13 protein-coding genes are annotated in these 17,558 nt (G+C 71.5%); 8 read left to right on the plus strand and 5 right to left on the minus strand.

Features of this window, described 5'->3' with window-relative positions:
• Positions 1-125: 125 nt before the first annotated feature.
• Entirely contained in the window at positions 126-986 is an 861-nt protein-coding gene (locus DEJ51_RS26685; RefSeq protein ID WP_150260134.1) for a (2Fe-2S)-binding protein, read from the minus strand.
• A gap of 138 nt (positions 987-1,124) precedes the next feature.
• Between DEJ51_RS26685 and DEJ51_RS26690 the strand changes: the two genes are divergently transcribed.
• Complete coding sequence (locus tag DEJ51_RS26690; protein WP_223835974.1) at positions 1,125-1,790, plus strand: GntR family transcriptional regulator; 666 nt, start codon at positions 1,125-1,127, stop codon at positions 1,788-1,790.
• Positions 1,791-1,964: 174 nt separating this feature from the next.
• On the opposite strand, the gene DEJ51_RS26695 is transcribed toward DEJ51_RS26690, so the two are convergent.
• Positions 1,965-2,750 (minus strand): hypothetical protein, encoded by a 786-nt coding sequence (locus tag DEJ51_RS26695; protein ID WP_190621010.1) that lies wholly within the window; start codon positions 2,748-2,750, stop codon positions 1,965-1,967.
• Between the two features lie 181 nt (positions 2,751-2,931).
• Positions 2,932-4,611: a PucR family transcriptional regulator gene (locus tag DEJ51_RS26700; protein ID WP_150260136.1), complete on the minus strand. Its 1,680-nt coding sequence runs from the start codon at positions 4,609-4,611 to the stop codon at positions 2,932-2,934.
• Positions 4,612-4,864: 253 nt separating this feature from the next.
• On the opposite strand from DEJ51_RS26700, the gene DEJ51_RS26705 reads away from it, so the two are divergent.
• From DEJ51_RS26705 to DEJ51_RS26730, 6 genes are all read left to right on the plus strand, one after another.
• On the plus strand, positions 4,865-5,761 hold the full coding sequence (locus tag DEJ51_RS26705; RefSeq protein ID WP_150260137.1) for an FAD binding domain-containing protein: 897 nt from the start codon (positions 4,865-4,867) through the stop codon (positions 5,759-5,761).
• A 2-nt stretch (positions 5,762-5,763) separates the two neighbouring features.
• Positions 5,764-6,369, plus strand: coding sequence for a (2Fe-2S)-binding protein (locus tag DEJ51_RS26710; RefSeq protein WP_150260138.1), 606 nt, complete (start codon positions 5,764-5,766; stop codon positions 6,367-6,369).
• A gap of 2 nt (positions 6,370-6,371) precedes the next feature.
• The gene (gene pucD / locus DEJ51_RS26715) at positions 6,372-8,774 is read left to right on the plus strand and encodes a xanthine dehydrogenase subunit D (protein WP_150260139.1); all 2,403 of its coding nucleotides are present in this window, start codon (positions 6,372-6,374) and stop codon (positions 8,772-8,774) included.
• A 320-nt stretch (positions 8,775-9,094) separates the two neighbouring features.
• Positions 9,095-10,558 (plus strand): NCS2 family permease, encoded by a 1,464-nt coding sequence (locus DEJ51_RS26720; protein WP_150260140.1) that lies wholly within the window; start codon positions 9,095-9,097, stop codon positions 10,556-10,558.
• Between the two features lie 103 nt (positions 10,559-10,661).
• Positions 10,662-11,825 (plus strand): XdhC family protein, encoded by a 1,164-nt coding sequence (locus DEJ51_RS26725; RefSeq protein ID WP_150260141.1) that lies wholly within the window; start codon positions 10,662-10,664, stop codon positions 11,823-11,825.
• A 130-nt stretch (positions 11,826-11,955) separates the two neighbouring features.
• Positions 11,956-13,218: a YncE family protein gene (locus DEJ51_RS26730; protein WP_150260142.1), complete on the plus strand. Its 1,263-nt coding sequence runs from the start codon at positions 11,956-11,958 to the stop codon at positions 13,216-13,218.
• Positions 13,219-13,292: 74 nt separating this feature from the next.
• Here the strand turns inward: DEJ51_RS26730 and DEJ51_RS26735 are convergent, their stop codons facing one another.
• Positions 13,293-13,760 carry an OsmC family protein gene (locus DEJ51_RS26735; protein WP_150260143.1) on the minus strand — a complete coding sequence of 156 codons (468 nt, stop codon included), beginning with the start codon at positions 13,758-13,760 and terminating at the stop codon, positions 13,293-13,295.
• A gap of 242 nt (positions 13,761-14,002) precedes the next feature.
• Between DEJ51_RS26735 and DEJ51_RS26740 the strand changes: the two genes are divergently transcribed.
• The gene (locus tag DEJ51_RS26740) at positions 14,003-15,244 is read left to right on the plus strand and encodes a GNAT family N-acetyltransferase (protein WP_150260144.1); all 1,242 of its coding nucleotides are present in this window, start codon (positions 14,003-14,005) and stop codon (positions 15,242-15,244) included.
• Positions 15,245-15,310: 66 nt separating this feature from the next.
• Here DEJ51_RS26740 and DEJ51_RS26745 read toward each other — a convergent pair whose 3' ends face one another.
• Complete coding sequence (locus tag DEJ51_RS26745) at positions 15,311-17,527, minus strand: terpene synthase family protein (protein WP_150260145.1); 2,217 nt, start codon at positions 17,525-17,527, stop codon at positions 15,311-15,313.
• Positions 17,528-17,558: the final 31 nt, after the last annotated feature.

A 17,558-nucleotide genomic window follows, 5' to 3' on the forward strand; every position in this document is an offset into this window, starting at 1 on the left:
ACGCGGGTTTCGGGGCAAGTGGACGCCATCGGGGGGCGGGGCCCGCCGGATAGGGTGTTGTGAGTCGAACTGGAGCCCGTGTGGCCTGAGTTGCGTTCGAATACAGTCAGTCGTACGGGGTGGGTTCAGGCGGCGGTCGCCACGAGGCGGGTGATGCGGTCGGCGTCACAGGTCCGGGGGCAGGTGACACAGGTGTCCTCGGGGCGGATGGTGTAGAAGAAGCAGCACCCGGCCCGGTCCCGGGTGGGCAGCTCCTCGCCGGCGGGTCCGGTGAGCGTACGGAACCCGGCGCCCCCGGTGTAGGGGGCCGTGGATCCCGGCAGGAGGGCCTCCAGCTCGGCCATGGCCCGCTCCTCCTCGCCGAGCAGGTTGCCGAGGTACCAGAGGCTCTCGACGACCTCGTCGGTCACCATGCCCCACAGGGCGCGGCGGCCGCGCCGCATGCGCGGGCCGAAACCTTCCAGCAGCGGTCCGAGGTGCTGGGCCACCGCAGCCCGCACCTCCGCGCGCAGCGCCTCCTCGTCGGGCACGACACGGGCCCCCGGGAGTGCGGCCGCCGGATCGTCCGGCAGGCAGGCGAACTCCCCGACGCGCACGCTGAGACGGCCGAGGGTCCGGTGGAAGGCCACGTCGGCGACCGGGAACCGCGGGACCCGCCGGTGCAGGAACCACGGGAGGGTGATCAGCAGGCAGGCCGGCCACGCGTACCGGTGCAGCCCGAAGCCCGCGATCACATCGGGCCGGGCCTGGGTTCCGTAGTCCCTCAGGACCTGGGCGTTGTCCCAGGCGAGGAAGGCGTCCAGGGCCGGTCCGCCGGCGGCGAGCTCGTCCGCGCCGACCCATCCCGCACCGCGGGGGAGGGGCTCGTCAGCGGTTCGCTCGATCACCCGCAGTCCGCCGTACGCCTCGGCCAGCCTGGCGTACGCATCCGTCACCGCAGAGCCGGGCGGGGCGGATGTGACGGCCGGGAAGGTCGTGACGGTCATGGCGGGCCACCGAATCACAGAATCACACGATCGTTAACAGGTAAGCCTTACCTTACTCGATCTGGAGCGATCCGTACCCTACCGACGCGTACGACGTCACTTATTCTCGGGAGAGGTCGAAATCCGGAGGAGGACCGAGTGCACGAGACGGCCCGCGCCCGGGTACCGGCACAAAGGCGGAAGGTGTTGCGCCATTCGGTGCGAGGCCAGGTGCTCGACGCGCTGCGCGCGGCCCTGATCGACGGGGACCTGGTGCCGGGGGAGATCTACTCGGGTCCGGCCCTGGGGGAGCGCTTCGGTGTCTCCGCGACCCCCGTGCGCGAGGCGATGCAGCAGCTGGCCGTGGAAGGCGCGGTGGAGTGCCTGCCCAACCGGGGCTTCCGGGTGCTCGCCCGCACGCCCCGGGAGAGCGCCGAGCTGGCCGAGGTACGCGCACTGCTGGAGGTCCCGGTGATGCTCCGGCTGGCCCGTACGGAGCCCCCGGAGGCCTGGGAGGCCCTGCGCCCGGCCGCGGAGGCGACGGTCGAGGCCGCGGCCGCCGGTGACCTGCCCGGGTACGCGGAGGCGGACCGGGACTTCCACCGGGCGGTGCTGCGGCTGGCCGGCAACGACCAGCTGGTGCAGGTCGCGGAGGAGCTCCACCGCCGGGCGCAGTGGCCCCTGCCGGGCGCTCCGCGGGTCCGGCGGGCCGACCTCGTCGCCGATGCGGCGGAGCACTCGGCGCTGCTGGAAGCGCTGATCGCGCGGGACCTGCCGGTGGTGGAAGCCCTGGTCCGCGAACACTTCGCAGGCTCCCCCGCCTGACCGGGGCGCCGCCCCGGCCCCCGCGCCTCAAACGCCGGCGGGGCTGGAGGCGGGGGTGCCGCCCCGGGCCCCGTGCCTCACGCGCCGGCGGGGGTGGAGGCCGCGGTGCCGCCTGGGCCCCGCACCTCACGCGTCGGCGGGGCTGGAGCTGCCGTCGGCGCGGGGGGCCGGAAGCTACGCCGCTGGCGAAGGGGTCGGGTCCGCGTGGTGGAGCTGGTCCGCCAGCCAGGTGGGGATGCCGCCCAGCAGATGGAACAGGCGGCGGGCCTCGGCGCGGAGCCGGGTGGCCTCCGGTTCCGGTTCTGCCTCGGCCAGCGCCGCCAGCGCCGGGGCCGTGCCGATCAGGAACCCCAGGTCCTCCCGGATGCGCAGGGACTCCGCGAAGCCCTTGCGGGCCTCGGCCACCTCCCCGTCCCGCAGGGCCAGCGCGGCCAGATGCCGCCAGGTGAAGGACAGCAGCAGGGTGTCCCCGTGCGCCTGGGCCCCCTCGTGGGCCCGGTGGTACGCCGGCCGGGCCGACTGCGGGGCGTCCGCCAGGTGCTCCGCGACGAGCCCGCGCCGGAAGTCCAGCAGCGGGCGGGTCCGGGACTCCGGGGACAGCAGGGCCGCGGCCCGGCCCAGCGCGGAGCGGGCCTCGTCGGCCCGGTCGCGTACGCCGAGCACGGTGGCGGCGTACGCCAGCTGGCCCCGTTCGCACGCGGCCGCGCCCCGGTCGTCGTCGTCCTGGGACACCGCCTCGGCGACCCGCAGCGCGTCCTCGGCCTCGGCCCAGCCCTGCCCGGTGAACAGGCACCGCTCCACCAGCAGTGCGGTCCGCTGCACGGCGGCTCCGGCGCTGCCGGCCCTGCCGATGTGCGGCGTCAGCAGCGCTGCCGCATCGGTCCAACAGCCGCGCGAGCGCAGCCGCCATATCGCCCGCTGGAGGGGGTCGTCTCCTCCGCTTGTTCCGGCACCCGACATGGCGGTGTCCGCCACATTGCCCTCCCCAAAGCAAGCAAGCAGCACATCATTGAGCCCTGGGGCGAAATGAGAGCACGGATGCACGGCATCGGCCAAGGGGTTGGGTGAAGCTTTTCACAAAGTCCGGACGGATCATCAGCCGCCCCGTGGCCGAACCCCTGCGGCCGCGGGGCGGATCTTCTCAGCTCATCCGCAGTGCCAGGAAGAAGTCGAGCTTGTCCTCCAGCCGGGACAGGTCCCGCGCCGTCAACTGCTCGATCCGTCCGACGCGGTAGCGCAGCGTGTTGACGTGCAGGTGCAGCCGCGTCGCGCAGCGGGTCCACGAACCGTCGCAGTCCAGGAACGCCTCCAGCGTCGGGATCAGCTCCGCGCGGTGGCGCCGGTCGTAGTCCCGCAGCGGGTCCAGCAGCCGGGCCGTGAAGGCGCGGCGGACGTCGTCCGGGACGAACGGCAGCAGCAGCACGTGCGAGGCCAGCTCGTGATGGCCCGCCGCACAGACCCGGCCCGGGCGTGCCGCGGCCACCCGGCGGGCGTGCCGGGCCTCCTCCAGTGCCCCGCGCAGCCCCTCGGCGGAGTGCACGGCCGCGCTGACGCCCAGCGTGAGCCGGCCGTCGTCGGCCAGACCGGCGGCCAGCGGGTCCCGTACGGCCGCGAGCAGCTCGTCGGCGTGCAGGGCCGAATCCGGACCCTTGTCCTCCCCGGCGTCCCCGGCGAGCGAGGGCAGCGGGACCAGGGCGATGGCCTCGTCACCCGCATGGGCCACCGCGATCCGGTCCGAGGGTTCGGGCCCCGAGACGGACGGGTCGACGAGGATCTCCTCCAGCAGCGACTGGGCCACCGGGCCGCCGGGGATGTCCATGCCCTCCCAGTCCACCCGGGCCACGACGACCTGCCAGTGCGGGGCGGCGCCCAGCCCGGGCAGCAGCACCGGGGCCGCGACCCGCAGGCGGGCGGCGATCTCGGCGGGCGGGGCACCCGTCTGGACCAGTTCGAGGACCTCCTGTGCGAGACGGCGCCGCACGGTGCGGGCCGCGTCGCGCCGGTCCCGCTCCACCGCGATCAGCTGGGTGACGCCCTGGAGCAGGTCCAGGCGCTCGGCGGGCCAGTCGCCGGCGTCCGCCTCGACGGCCAGCAGCCAGTCCGAGAGCACGGTCTCGCGCACGTCACGGGCCCCGGGACCGGCGACCCCGCGCCCGTGTCCCCTGATCGGGAAGAGCGAGTAGGTAATACCCTGGATGGAGATCCGATGCGGCCCCCTGCGGCCCGTCCGGACCGCCGCAAGGTGCTCGCCCGCCAGTGCTGCGCACACGCCCGGCGCCAGCGGCTCACCCGCCCCGGCGATCTGCCGGCCGGTGGGGGACAGCACCCAGGCCCGGAGGTCGAGGTCGGTGGTGAGCAGATCGAGCACCACGTCGGGGCCGCCGCCGGCCGGACCCGAGGTCATCAGCCGGCGGTGGCGGTCCACGACGGCCGCGAGGTCTCCCGCGCGCTCGCCCGAGACCTGCCTGACGACGTACTCGGTGATCGTGGCGAATGCAACGTCCTCGTTCACGGCGAACAGCGGCAGCCGGTTGCGCACACAGGCCGAAACAAGATCATCGGGAATGGCCTGCAGCTCCGCCTCGCCCGCGGCGAGCCCGGCGACGCCCGCGCTCGCCAGGATTCGTACGAATGGCTCGGAGTCGGCTGAATTTCGTCTCCAGGCCAGGCCGGTCAGGACGAGTTCACCCCCCGACAGGTACCGGCTGGGATCCCTCAGGTCGGTCGTCATGACCCCGCGGACCGTCCGGTCGAGTTCACCCTCGCCGCCGAGCAGCCGCAGCCCCAGCGCCTCGGTTTCCAGCAGTGCGCGCAGCCGCATGATGTCGCCGCCGATCTGTCTCGAATGTTGCCGTTGGAAATCGGGCAGGTCGTCGCATCCTGCCTTTCATACGAATCTACAAGACGGGGGAGGTCGTCAGCCAACTCCTTCATGGTTTCAGTGACTGCACCGGGGGGCGAGCGGCTTGTGTACTGGGTCCACACCGCGTTAACAGCACGTGAACGACCAGTCGAGGACTCTCGGGCCTCCTGGCTTGAAGTAAACGACACGATGAAGAAGAAGAGAGCCGCTCATGGACTTCCTTCGCCCCGCCAGCTGGGAGGAGGCGCTCGCCGCCAAGGCGGCGTTCCCCTCGGCCGTGCCGATCGCCGGTGGCACCGACGTGATGGTCGAGATCAACTTCGACCACCGCCGGCCGGAATACCTCCTGGACCTGAACCGCATCGGTCTGCTGCGGGAGTGGGAGGTCGGCGAGGACGTGGTCCGTCTGGGCGCCTCCGTCCCCTACACCCAGATCATGGAGAACCTCCGCACGGAGCTCCCGGGTCTCGCGCTCGCCTCGCACACGGTCGCGTCCCCGCAGATCCGCAACCGCGGCGGTGTCGGCGGCAACCTCGGTTGTGCCTCGCCGGCCGGCGACTCCCACCCCGCACTGCTCGCGGCGGGTGCCGAGGTCGAAGTCGAGTCCGTACGCGGCTCCCGTCTCATCCCGATCGACGCGTTCTACACGGGTGTGAAGCGCAACGCGCTCGCCGCGGACGAGCTCATCAAGTCCGTTCACATCAAGAAGGCGGACGGCCCCCAGCAGTACTCCAAGGTCGGTTCCCGCAACGCGATGGTCATCGCGGTGTGCGCGTTCGGTCTGGCGCTGCACCCGCAGACCCGCACGGTCCGTACCGGCATCGGTTCGGCCGCGCCGACCCCGATCCGGGCGAAGGCCGCCGAGGAGTTCCTGAACGCCGCGCTCGAAGAGGGCGGCTTCTGGGAGTCCGGCAAGGTCATCACCCCGTCGATCGCCAAGCAGTTCGGTGACCTCGCCTCCGGCGCGGCCAACCCGATCGACGACGTCCGCGGCACGGCGAAGTACCGCCGTCACGCGGTCGGCATCATGGCTCGCCGCCAGCTCGTCTGGACCTGGGAGCAGTACCGCGGTACCGGCAACGGCCGCTCGCTTGAAGGGGCTGCGTAATCATGCGCGTCAATTTCACGGTCAACGGCCGTCAGCAGGAAGCCGACGACGTGTGGGAGGGCGAGTCCCTTCTCTACGTCCTGCGTGAGCGCCTGGGCCTGCCGGGTTCCAAGAACGCCTGTGAGCAGGGCGAGTGCGGTTCCTGCACCGTCCGCCTCGACGGTGTGCCGGTCTGTTCGTGCCTGGTGGCCGCCGGTCAGGTCGAGGGCCGCGACGTCGTGACCGTCGAGGGTCTGGCGGAGTTCGCCAAGCAGCGCGACGAGCACGGGCACGGCGGTGCCTGCGGCACCGGCGGCGGCTGCGGCAGCAAGGGCGTGTCCCTGGACGTCGCCAAGCAGTGGCAGGCCAGGCCCGCCGACTCGCAGACCGGTGAGGGTGCTCCGCTCTCCACCGTCCAGCAGGCGTTCATCGATGCCGGCGCCGTCCAGTGCGGTTTCTGCACCCCGGGCCTGCTGATCCAGGCGGACGCGCTCCTGGAGGAGAACTCCTCCCCCTCCGACCAGGACATCCGTGAGGCCCTGTCCGGCAATCTCTGCCGCTGCACGGGCTACGAGAAGATCCTCGACGCGGTCCGCCTCGCGGCCGCCCGTCAGGGAGAGGCGGTCTGACCATGGCGCACAACACCCGCACCGTGCCGGCCGGTACGCCGACCAACGTCACCCAGAAGCACACCAAGGGCGGCATCGGCGAATCGATTCTCCGCCCGGACGGCACCCTCAAGGTCACCGGCGAGTTCGCGTACTCCTCGGACATGTGGCACGAGGACATGCTCTGGGGCCAGACGCTGCGCAGCACCGTCGCCCACGCCGAGATCGTCTCCATCGACGTCTCCGAGGCCCTCGCCATGCCCGGCGTCTACTCGGTGCTGACGTACGACGACCTGCCGGCCGAGATGAAGAACTACGGCCTGGAGATCCAGGACACCCCGGTGCTCGCCGACGGCCGGGTGCGTCACCACGGTGAGCCGGTCGCCCTCGTGGCCGCCGACCACCCCGAGACCGCCCGCCGCGCGGCCGCCAAGATCAAGATCGACTACCGCGAGCTGCCGCTCGTCACCGACGAGGCCTCCGCCCTCGCCGCGGACGCGCCGCTGATCCACGAGGGCCGTACCGACCACCACATCGGCCACGTCCCGCACCCGAACATCGTGCACCGCCAGCCGATCATCCGCGGCAACGTGGAAGAGGCCCGCAAGCGCGCCGACGTCATCGTCGAGGGCGAGTACACCTTCGGCATGCAGGACCAGGCCTTCCTCGGCCCGGAGTCCGGTCTGGCCGTGCCCTCCGAGGACGGCGGCGTCGAGCTGTACGTCGCCACCCAGTGGCTGCACTCGGACCTCAAGCAGATCGCCCCGGTCCTCGGTCTCCCCGAGGAGAAGGTCCGCATGACGCTGTCGGGCGTCGGCGGTGCCTTCGGCGGCCGCGAGGACATCTCGATGCAGATCCACGCCTGCCTGCTGGCCCTGGCCACGAACAAGCCGGTGAAGATCGTCTACAACCGGTTCGAGTCCTTCTTCGGCCACGTGCACCGCCACCCGGCGAAGCTCTACTACGAGCACGGCGCCACCAAGGACGGCAAGCTCACGCACATGAAGTGCAAGATCGTCCTGGACGGCGGCGCGTACGCGTCCGCCTCCCCGGCGGTCGTGGGCAACGCCTCCTCCCTCTCGGTGGGTCCCTACGTCCTGGAGGACGTGGACATCGAGGCGATCGCGCTCTACACGAACAACCCGCCCTGCGGCGCGATGCGCGGCTTCGGCGCCGTCCAGGCCTGCTTCGCCTACGAGGCCCAGATGGACAAGCTCGCGGCGAAGCTGGGCATGGACCCGGTCGAGTTCCGCCAGCTGAACGCCATGGAGCAGGGCACGGTCATGCCCACCGGCCAGGTCGTGGACGCCCCGGCGCCGGTCGCCGAGCTGCTGCGCCGGGTCAAGGCCCGCCCGCTGCCGCCGGAGCGCCAGTGGGAGTCCGCCGGCGAGGGCGCGGACGTCCGCGCGCTGCCGGGCGGCCTCTCCAACACCACCCACGGTGAGGGCGTCGTCCGCGGCGTCGGCTACGCGGTCGGCATCAAGAACGTCGGCTTCTCCGAGGGCTTCGACGACTACTCCACCGCCCGCGTGCGCCTGGAGGTCATCAACGGCGAGCCCGTCGCGATGGTCCACACGGCCATGGCGGAGGTCGGCCAGGGCGGTATCACCGTCCACACGCAGATCGCCCGTACCGAGCTGGGCGTCACGCAGGTGACCATCCACCCGGCCGACACGCAGGTCGGCTCCGCCGGTTCCACGTCCGCCTCCCGGCAGACGTACATGACCGGCGGCGCGGTGAAGAACACCTGCGAGGCCGTCCGCGAGGCCCTGCTGGAGATCGGCCGACGCAAGAACGGCTCGTACCATCCGGCGTGGGCCACGGCCGAGCTGCTCCTCGAAGGCGGCAAGGTCGTCACCGACGGCGGCGAGGTCCTCGCGGACATCGCCGACATCCTGGGCGACGAGGCCATCGACCTCGAACTCGAGTTCCGGCACGCGCCGACCGAGCCCTTCGACCTGGTCACCGGCCAGGGCAACGGCCACGTCCAGTACACCTTCGCCGCGCACCGAGCGGTCGTCGAGGTGGACACCGAGCTCGGCCTGGTCAAGGTCGTCGAGCTGGCGACCGCGCAGGACGTCGGCAAGGCCCTCAACATGCTTTCCGTGGTCGGCCAGATCCAGGGTGGTACCACCCAGGGCCTGGGCGTCGCGATCATGGAAGAGATCATCGTGGACCCGAAGACCGCGAAGGTGCGCAACCCCTCCTTCACGGACTACCTGATCCCGACCATCCTCGACACCCCGACCATCCCGGTCGACGTCCTGGAGCTCGCCGACCCGAAGGCCCCCTACGGCCTGCGCGGTATGGGCGAGGCCCCGACCCTCTCGTCCACGCCGGCCGTCATCGCGGCGATCCGGCAGGCGACGGGTCTTGAGATCAACAAGACGCCGATCCGTCCGGAAGCCCTTACCGGGACCCTCTAGGACGGCGTGGTCCGGGGGCCGCGAGGCTCCCGGACCCCCTCAGACTCTCCGGGCGGTGTGCGTGGGAACGTCACACTTCACCGCATACCGCCCGGAGGAACCACGAAGCACCGCACCGCTCGCGGTCCCTTCACCTGGCAGTACCCCTGCAAGAACCCCCGTAGTACCAGCGGTCACCCCCGCACTACCCGCAGTACACGCAGTGAACATTCGCGTCGCCTCGGGCCGTCACCCCGGGTCGTGCAGCCAACGCAGCATCCCAAATCCCGCGTCTCCAATCTCCAAGCGGGTGCCCCTTTGAACCTTGGGAGTTAGGCACCATGACCCAGTCGTCAGTAGAGCCCAAGACCACCGCGGAGGAGGCCGGCGACGGCTCTCAGCCGCCCGCCGGACGGTCCTGGCTCGACCGCTATTTCCACATAACGCACAGAGGGTCCAACGTCGGCAACGAGGTCCGTGGCGGTATCACGACCTTCATGGCCATGGCGTACATCCTGCTGCTCAACCCCCTGCTCCTGTCGGGCAAGGACGTCGCCGGCACGGTGATGGACGGGTCGGCGATCATCACCGCCACCGCGTTCGCCGCCGCCGTCACGACGCTCCTCATGGGCTTCGTCGGCAAGGTGCCGCTCGCCCTCGCCGCCGGTCTCTCCGTGTCCGGCGTGCTGGCCTCGCAGGTGGCCCCCCAGATGACCTGGCCGCAGGCCATGGGCATGTGTGTGGTCTACGGTGTCGTGATCTGTCTCCTGGTCGTCACCGGCCTCCGAGAGATGATCATGAACGCGATCCCCCTCGCGCTCAAGCACGCCATCACCATGGGCATCGGTCTCTTCGTCGCCCTGATCGGCTTCGTCAAGGCCGGCTTCGTCGGCAAGGGCCCGGAGTTCGGTCCCCCCGTCCAGCTGGGTGCGGTCGGTGAGCTGTCCGGCTGGCCCGTGCTGCTCTTCTGCATCACCCTGGTCGCCATCTTCATGCTCCAGGCCCGCAAGGTGCCCGGCGCGATCCTGATCGGCATCGTCGGCGGTACCGTCCTGGCCGCGATCCTCAACGCCATCGTGGACATCGACCCGAAGGCCTGGAAGAACGGCCCGCCGGAGCTGGACGGCTCCGCGGTCTCGATGCCGAACTTCTCGCTCTTCGGTGACGTCTCCTTCGGCGGCTGGGGCGACGTCGGCTACATGACGGTCGGCATGATCGTCTTCACGCTGGTGCTCGCCGGCTTCTTCGACGCCATGGCCACCATCATCGGTGTCGGTACCGAGGCCAAGCTGGCCGACGACAAGGGCCGCATGCCGGGCCTGTCCAAGGCGCTCTTCATCGACGGCGCCGGTGGCGCCATCGGTGGCGTCGCGGGCGGCTCCGGCCAGACCGTGTTCGTCGAGTCCGCGACCGGCGTCGGCGAGGGTGCCCGTACGGGCCTCGCCTCCGTGGTCACCGGCCTGTTCTTCGCCGCCTGCCTCTTCTTCACCCCGCTCACGCAGATCGTCCCGGGTGAGGTCGCCTCCGCGGCCCTGGTCGTCATCGGCGCGATGATGATGCAGAACGCCCGCCACGTGGACTGGGCGGACAGCGCGACCGCGATCCCGGTCTTCCTGACCGTCGTGATCATGCCCTTCACGTACTCGATCACGGCCGGTGTCGCCGCCGGTGTGATCTCCTACGTCGCCATCAAGATCGCTCAGGGCAAGGCCCGGGAGATCGGCGGCTTCATGTGGGCACTGACCGCGATCTTCCTGGTGTTCTTCGCCCTGAACCCGATCGAGCACTGGCTCGGGGTCGGCTGACCCGGAACCATCTGATCAACACGTGACCGCACCTCCACGCATCCGATCCGCGCAACCGACGCGCGTATCCGATACTGGAACCGAACCTCCGAGGAGGCCTCCCATGCTGGACATCGCCGAAGAGCTGAACCGGTGGGTCGAGCAGGGGCGTGACTTCGCCGTCGCCACCGTCGTGGCGGTCGGCGGCAGCGCGCCCCGGCAGCCCGGGGCCGCTCTCGCCGTCGACAGCGAGGGCACGGCCATCGGCTCGGTCTCCGGCGGATGCGTGGAAGGTGCGGTGTACGAGCTGTGCCGGCAGGCGCTCGTGGACGGCGAGACCGTCCACGAGCGCTTCGGGTACAGCGACGACGATGCCTTCGCCGTAGGCCTGACCTGCGGCGGAATCATCGACATCCTGGTCACCCCGGTCCGCGTGGGTTCTCCCGTACGGGAGGTCTTCGCGGCCGGCCTGGCCGCCGCCGCCCGTGGCGAGGCCGGGGCGGTGGCCCGGATCGCGCAGGGCCCGGCCGAGCTCATGGGCCGCGCCGTGTTCGTCCGTACCGAAGGCGCCCACCAGGGCGGCTTCGGCGGGCACCCCGAGCTGGACCGCACCATCGCCGAGGAGGCCCGCGCCATGCTCGACGCCGGCCGGACCGGCGTGCTGGAGATCGGCGCCGACGGAAGGCTCTGCGGAGAGCCGCTGAGGGTGCTCGTCGAATCCAGCGTCCCGCCCCCGCGGATGATCGTCTTCGGCGCCATCGACTTCGCCTCCGCCCTCGTGCGGATCGGCAAGTTCCTCGGCTACCGGGTGACCGTGGCCGACGCGCGGCCCGTCTTCGCCACGAAGACCCGCTTCCCGGAAGCCGACGAGATCATCGTCGGCTGGCCCCACCGCTACCTGGAGGAGCAGTCCTCGGCGGGCCTCGTCGACAGCCGGACCGTCCTGTGCGTGCTCACCCACGACGCCAAGTTCGACGTCCCGCTCCTCGAACTGGCCCTCAGGCTGCCCGTCGCCTACGTCGGAGCCATGGGCTCGCGCCGCACCCACGAGGACCGCAACGAGCGGTTGCGCGAGGTCGGCGTGACCGAGCTCGAACTGGCCCGGCTGCGCTCCCCGATCGGCCTGGACCTCGGCGCCCGCTCCCCGGAGGAGACCGCGCTGTCCATCGCCGCCGAGATCGTCGCGAACCGCCGCGGCGGCACCGGCGCGGCCCTGACCGGCGCGCACATCCCGATCCACCCGGACGTCTCGCACACGATCCTCGACCGGATCGGTTCCGTCGCCTGAAGGCGTGACGGCCGAACGTGAAAAAAGGGCGTGCCCCGTAGGGGTTGCGCCCTTTCGCCGTTCCCCCTAGCTTACCCGCCGGTAATCGGAGGCACCCTCTCCATCCCTTCCCCGTACCGGAGTTGAGCGGATGTTGCGTACCGTGCGAACCCTGGGCCTGCTGGCCGCGGCCACCCTGCTCACCGCCTTCACCCCGCCCCCGGCCGGGCCCGCGTCCCCGGCCGCTTCGGCCGCTCCGGCCGGGGAACTGCGCGAGGTCCTCTTCGTCGGGAACAACTGGGAGGGGACCGCCGACGTCCTCGTCTCCACCGGCGATCTCGCCGCGGTCGGCCGGATCAACGTGGTCCCCGACAAGGCGGAGCGGCTGCGCGAGATCTACCTCAACCCCGTCAAGCTCGCCTTCTTCCTCGGCATCCGGGAGAGCGCGGGCGAGGGGCACGACCAGTTCGTCGACGACATGTACACCACCCCGGACGGCTCCGCGGTCGTCGTCTCCCGCCCCAGCTTCGCCGACGTCGTGTCCATCGACCTGGCCTCCGGACGCGTCAACTGGCGCTTCCCGGTGTCCGGGTACCGCTCCGACCACATGGCGGTCTCGCCGGACGGGACCCGCGTCGCCGTCTCGGCCTCCACCTCCAACACCGTGCACGTCCTGGACATCACCACCGGGCGGCAGGTCGGCTCCTTCGGCACCGGGGACAAACCGCACGAGAACACCTTCACCCGCGACGGCCGCTTCCTGTGGAACAGCTCCATCGGCGAGGTGAACACCGCCCTGGACGCGCCCTGGCTGGACTGGACCAAGGGCGACCGCAAGATCACCGTGGTCGACGCGCAGACCTTCCGCACGGTCCGGGTGATCGACATGCGGGAGCGGCTGGACGCCTTCGGCCGCCGCGACCTGTCCGACGCCGTACGCCCGGTGTCCTTCAGCCCCGACGAGTCGAAGCTCTACTTCCAGGTGTCCTTCTTCAACGGCTTCCTGGAGTACGACGTCCCCTCCGACCGGATCACCCGCCTCAAGACCCTCCCGATGAACCCGGCGACCAGCACCGACCGCACCACCTGGGTCAACGACTCGCGCCACCACGGGATGTCGATGAGCCCCGACGGAGCCAAGCTCTGCATCGCGGGAACTATGGACGACTACGCGACCGTCGTGGACCGGGCCACTCTCGCCGAAGGCCCGCTCGTGCCCGCCGCCAAGCCGTACTGGGCCACGGTCTCCGGCGACGGCAGCGCCTGCGTGATCTCCGAGAGCGGCGCCGACCGGGTCACGGCCATCGACTTCGCCACCGGCGCCAAGCGGGTGTCGGTCCCCGTCGGGGACCATCCGCAGCGCGTCCGGCTCGGCCACGTCCCGGCCGGCTGGAGCGGTCCCGCCGCCCGGTAGTCCATGTCGACCGGGTGCCCTGACCGACCGACCGGCCGGGGCGGGGAGCGGCGGGACCGGGTCGGCCCGGACGCTCAGCCCACCGTCACGGTCGGCTCGTACCGGACGGGGAAGTTCACCGAATTGGCGATGAAGCAGGCCCGGTGGGCCTCCTCGTGCAGTGCGATCGCCGCGTCCACCATCGACGCGTCGCCGACGGTGATCCGGGGGCGCACCACGGCCTCCGTGAACTGCCCGCTGTCCCCGGCCGTGCCCATCGTCCCGGCCGCCTCGTCGACGTACGAGGTGACCACCACGCCGCCCAGCGTGCAGAAGTGCAGGTAGGAGAGCATGTGGCACTGGGACAGGGCGGCGAGCAGCAGTTGCTCGGGGTTCCAGCGGGAGGCGTCTCCGTGGAAGGTCGGGTCGGAGCTGCCGAGAATCACCGGCAGTTCCCCGGCGGCCACCTCGTGGGCCCGCGAGTAGGCGCGGTAGTGACTCGTGCCGGTGCCGAGGTTTCCGGTCCAGGTCACGCGGGTGGTGTAGGAGTGCAGTCGGGCCATGGCGGCTGCTCCCTCTCTCGGGCACGGGGCGGGGCGGACGCGGGTGGGCGGACGCCCGGGACACGGCGGCGGCGTGGCCGGACCGTGCCGCGCGTCGACCTGGATCGTACGGCCCGCCGCTCCTGCCGGGCCGTCCCGCACCGCAGCCCGTCGTACCACTCGCCCGCCGGAGCGACCGGAAACCCATGACCGGCGGCCACTATGGGATGACCGGTCCGCGATGACCGATTAATCTCGCGATCATGGTGGACATCCGCGAGGTACCCGAGTCCGACATCGACCGCGCTCTGGAGCTCGCGTACCTGGTCTTCCACGACCGGCCCGAGAAGGAGGCCCGGGAGAGACACCACGCCCTGCTCGCGCGGTGCGACCGGATCGGCGCCTACGACGGCACGGTCCTGGCCGGCTTCATGGCCGCCTACGACTTCCGGCTTTCGGTGCCCGGGGCGGACCTGCCCTGCCCCGGGCTCACCTTCGTCGGCGTCGCCCCCACCCACCGCCGGCGCGGCGTGCTCACGGCCCTGATGGACGAGATGCTGCGGCGGACCGCCGCCGCGGGCAGCCCGCTCGCCGCCCTCTGGGCCTCCGAGGCCGCGATCTACGGCCGCTTCGGCTACGGCAGCGCCACCACCGCCGTCACCATCGAGATCGACTCCACCCGCCCGCTGGCCCTGCGCATCGACCCGGACCGGCGCCCGCTGAGGCTCGTCGACCCCGAGGAGGCCGTCGCCGTCGTCGGCCCCTTCCACGAGGCGGCCCGGGCCGCACGGGCCGGCCGCCCCACCCGCAGCGCGGAGCGCTGGTCCGAGGAGTGGCTGACCGAACAGGACGAGGAGGACGAGGAACTGAGCCCGCCGCGGATCATCGTCCTCGGAGAGCCGGACCAGCCGATCGCCGGGTACGTGCTCTACCGGACGAAGCCGGAGGGCGGCGCCGGTACCGCCCGGGTGCCGGGCGCGCCGGGCCTGGTCCGGGTCGACGAGCTGGAGGCCGACACCCCGGCGGTCGCCGCCGCGCTGTGGGAGTGCGTGGCCTCCCTGGACCTGACCGGAAGGGTCAGCGCGTGGGGCCGTCCGGTCGACGACCCGCTGCTGCACTTCGCCGCGGACCGGGACCAGGTGCGGATCACCGCCCAGTTCCCCGCGCTCTGGCTGCGCCTGGTCGACGTGGGCACCGCGCTGACGCGGCGGTCCTGGGCGGCGCCGGTGGAAGTGGTGCTGGAGGTGCACGACGTGCGGATGCCCGCCAACGCCGGGCGGTTCCGGCTGCGGGCCGGGCCGGGCGGCGCCACGTACGAGCACGCGGACTCCGCCGCCGACCTGGCCCTGGACGTGACCGAACTGGCGGCCTGCTACCTCGGCGGGACCCGGGTCGCGGAACTCGTCGCCGCCGGGCTCGTACGGGAGCACACGCCCGGCGCGGCGGCGGCGCTGGACGCGGCCCTGCGGACGCCGCTGCTGCCGCACACGGGCGACGAGTTCTGACGGCACGGCACGGCACGGCCGCGGCTGCGGCGGGGGCGGGCGGGCCGTCCGCCCCCGCCGACGCGATCAGGCGGGCAGTGAGATCCGGGCGGCGGACATGCCGAAGCCGGGCCCCAGGACGGCCGTGGACAGCCGGTCGGGCGGCGCCTGCAGGTCCTCCGGGCGGTAACGGCGGATCTGCTGATGCCAGTTGAGGATGCCCGCGTGCCAGTCCTTCAGCTCGCCCACGTACGCGTCCAGGGCCTGCCGGGCCTGCCGGCCGAGCTTCCAGTCGTCGTACAGCAGCGGCAGCTGGCTCGCCACGATGTGCTCGAACTCCTCGGTCCGCCGCGTCATCAGCTCGTGGCAGATGTGCAGGGCCTGCGGGTATCCGATGTCGAAGAAGTTCCGGGTGACCAGGATGTAGTTGTGGACCTCGCCCTCGACCTGCACCTCCTTCTGGTAGGAGTAGATGTCGTTGATCAGGCAGGCGGCGTCCGCGACCGCGTTCTCCAGGGAACGGATGGTCCCGGAGGCGTAGATCTCCTCGGGGATGCCGCGGCCCTGGTGCCCGAGCCTGCACAGGTACATCGTGAGGTGGCTGCCGAAGGTGCGGCGGCGCATCTCGGCGTAGTCCACCGGGTCCGGGATGCGGTTCTGGATCTGGTTGGCCACCTCCCACAGCCAGCTCTCCAGCATGCTCACCACGGTCGCCCGGAACTCGGCGCGCTGCGCGGCGGACATGGTGGCGGTGGTGCGCACCCACAGGTCGCCGAGCGCGCGCTCCATCGCGGTCACCGGCTCGGGCTGTCCGGCGTGGTCGTCCGTGAGCACGGCGATCAGGCGGGCGGTGGTCGCCTTGGCTGCCGGAAGGTTCCTGCCCTGGGCGAAGACCACCGGGTAGTAGTCGTCCCCGTACGTCCCCCAGGTCAGCCAGCAGGCGTTGAGGGCCAGCTGCTCCGGCGTCGCGTCGGGGTCGATCCCGGCCGAGCAGAGCGCGAAGTCGAAGCCCCGCAGCCGTTCCTCGGTCCAGATCGCCGAACCGGGGTCGCCGGGCTGCGGGTCGAGCAGACCCATCCGGCGGGACCAGGCCACGGACTCCTCGCGCGCGTGGGCCAGATGCGGGCTGAGGGCCAGCCGGTGCGGCATGTAGATGTCCGGGACGACGGACGGGCCGGTGTGCTCGAAGGGCACGTGGGTGAAGGAACGGCGTCGCAGCTCCAACGAGCGCCGGGTGAACACGGACCGCAGGTCGAGCGAGCCGGTGCCCGGGCCGGACGGCATGAAGGGCAGGGTCGCCGGGGCGGTGGGCCTGGCCTCCTTGTTCATGTAGCGGCTGGAGACCATGTGCCACTCGTGGCCGCCCGACTGCCAGTCCTGCAGGCCCTTCGTGTAGGCGAGGACGGCCGCGATCTCCGCCGGATCCAGCGCGTGGTCCGCGAAGAGCTGCGGGAGCTCGACGAGCGCGGTCTGCTCGAACTGCTGGAGGCGGGAGGTGAGCAGGTCGTTGGAGGCCTCGGCTGCCTCCTGGGTGGTGCAGCCCAGGAAGGTCTCCAACACCAGCACGGCATTGGAGAGTTCGCCCTCGTCGGCGACCTCGCGCTGGTAGGAGAAGATGTCGTTCCTGATGTGCACGGCGTCGGCGAAGGCGTCACGCAGCACGGCGAGCGGGCGCGAGTGCGCGACGCGCGCGGGGACCTCGGCGCAGACGTACTCGATCAGGCCGGCCGACCAGGGGGCGCCGCCCACCTTGCGCCGCATCTCGATGTACTCCAGCGGGTTCGCCACGCGCCCGATGTTGATGTTGGCGAGCTCCCACATGGACTCGTCGAGGAGGTTCTTCGTGGACAAGGCGAACCGTTCCCGCCAGTCCGCGGACATCGCGGGGACGGTCCGCGCCCAGAGGTCCGCGAGCCCGGCCTCCACCGGGTTGGTGGGCTCGGGGAAGCCGGCGGACAGGTCCATGGGCATGAAGGCGGCGAGCCGGTCGAGATACCGCTTGGCGCCGTCGCGGTCCTGCGAGCGCTTGAACATCTCCAGGAAGTGGTCGTCGAAGAAGAACACCCACACGTACCAGTCGGTGACCAGCGCCAGCGCGTCCCGGTCGCAGTCGGGGTGGGTGTACGAGCAGAGCAGCGCGTAGTCGTGCGAGTCGAGGTCGCTCTCCTCCCAGACACCGGAACCCTCCAGCATCCCGAAGGCGCGCGCCCACCGCTTGGTGTGGGCCCGCGCGTCCTCCAGGTGGGGGTTCAGTCGTGCCGGATAGGGCACGTAGAAATCCGGCAGTTGAAACGGCTGCGTCACGACGGGCTCGGCCTTTCGTCCATGGGTACGG

The sequence above is a fragment of the Streptomyces venezuelae genome (assembly GCF_008642275.1).
Taxonomy (GTDB): domain Bacteria; phylum Actinomycetota; class Actinomycetes; order Streptomycetales; family Streptomycetaceae; genus Streptomyces; species Streptomyces venezuelae_E.

Coding starts and splice junctions, on each gene's coding strand:
- DEJ51_RS26685 (WP_150260134.1), bottom strand. CDS start 986: ATGACCGTCACGACCTTCCCGGCCGTCACATCCGCCCCGCCCGGCTCT.
- DEJ51_RS26695 (WP_190621010.1), bottom strand. CDS start 2,750: ATGTCGGGTGCCGGAACAAGCGGAGGAGACGACCCCCTCCAGCGGGCG.
- DEJ51_RS26700 (WP_150260136.1), bottom strand. CDS start 4,611: ATGCGGCTGCGCGCACTGCTGGAAACCGAGGCGCTGGGGCTGCGGCTG.
- DEJ51_RS26705 (WP_150260137.1), top strand. CDS start 4,865: ATGGACTTCCTTCGCCCCGCCAGCTGGGAGGAGGCGCTCGCCGCCAAG.
- DEJ51_RS26710 (WP_150260138.1), top strand. CDS start 5,764: ATGCGCGTCAATTTCACGGTCAACGGCCGTCAGCAGGAAGCCGACGAC.
- pucD (WP_150260139.1), top strand. CDS start 6,372: ATGGCGCACAACACCCGCACCGTGCCGGCCGGTACGCCGACCAACGTC.
- DEJ51_RS26720 (WP_150260140.1), top strand. CDS start 9,095: ATGACCCAGTCGTCAGTAGAGCCCAAGACCACCGCGGAGGAGGCCGGC.
- DEJ51_RS26725 (WP_150260141.1), top strand. CDS start 10,662: ATGCTGGACATCGCCGAAGAGCTGAACCGGTGGGTCGAGCAGGGGCGT.
- DEJ51_RS26730 (WP_150260142.1), top strand. CDS start 11,956: ATGTTGCGTACCGTGCGAACCCTGGGCCTGCTGGCCGCGGCCACCCTG.
- DEJ51_RS26735 (WP_150260143.1), bottom strand. CDS start 13,760: ATGGCCCGACTGCACTCCTACACCACCCGCGTGACCTGGACCGGAAAC.
- DEJ51_RS26740 (WP_150260144.1), top strand. CDS start 14,003: ATGGTGGACATCCGCGAGGTACCCGAGTCCGACATCGACCGCGCTCTG.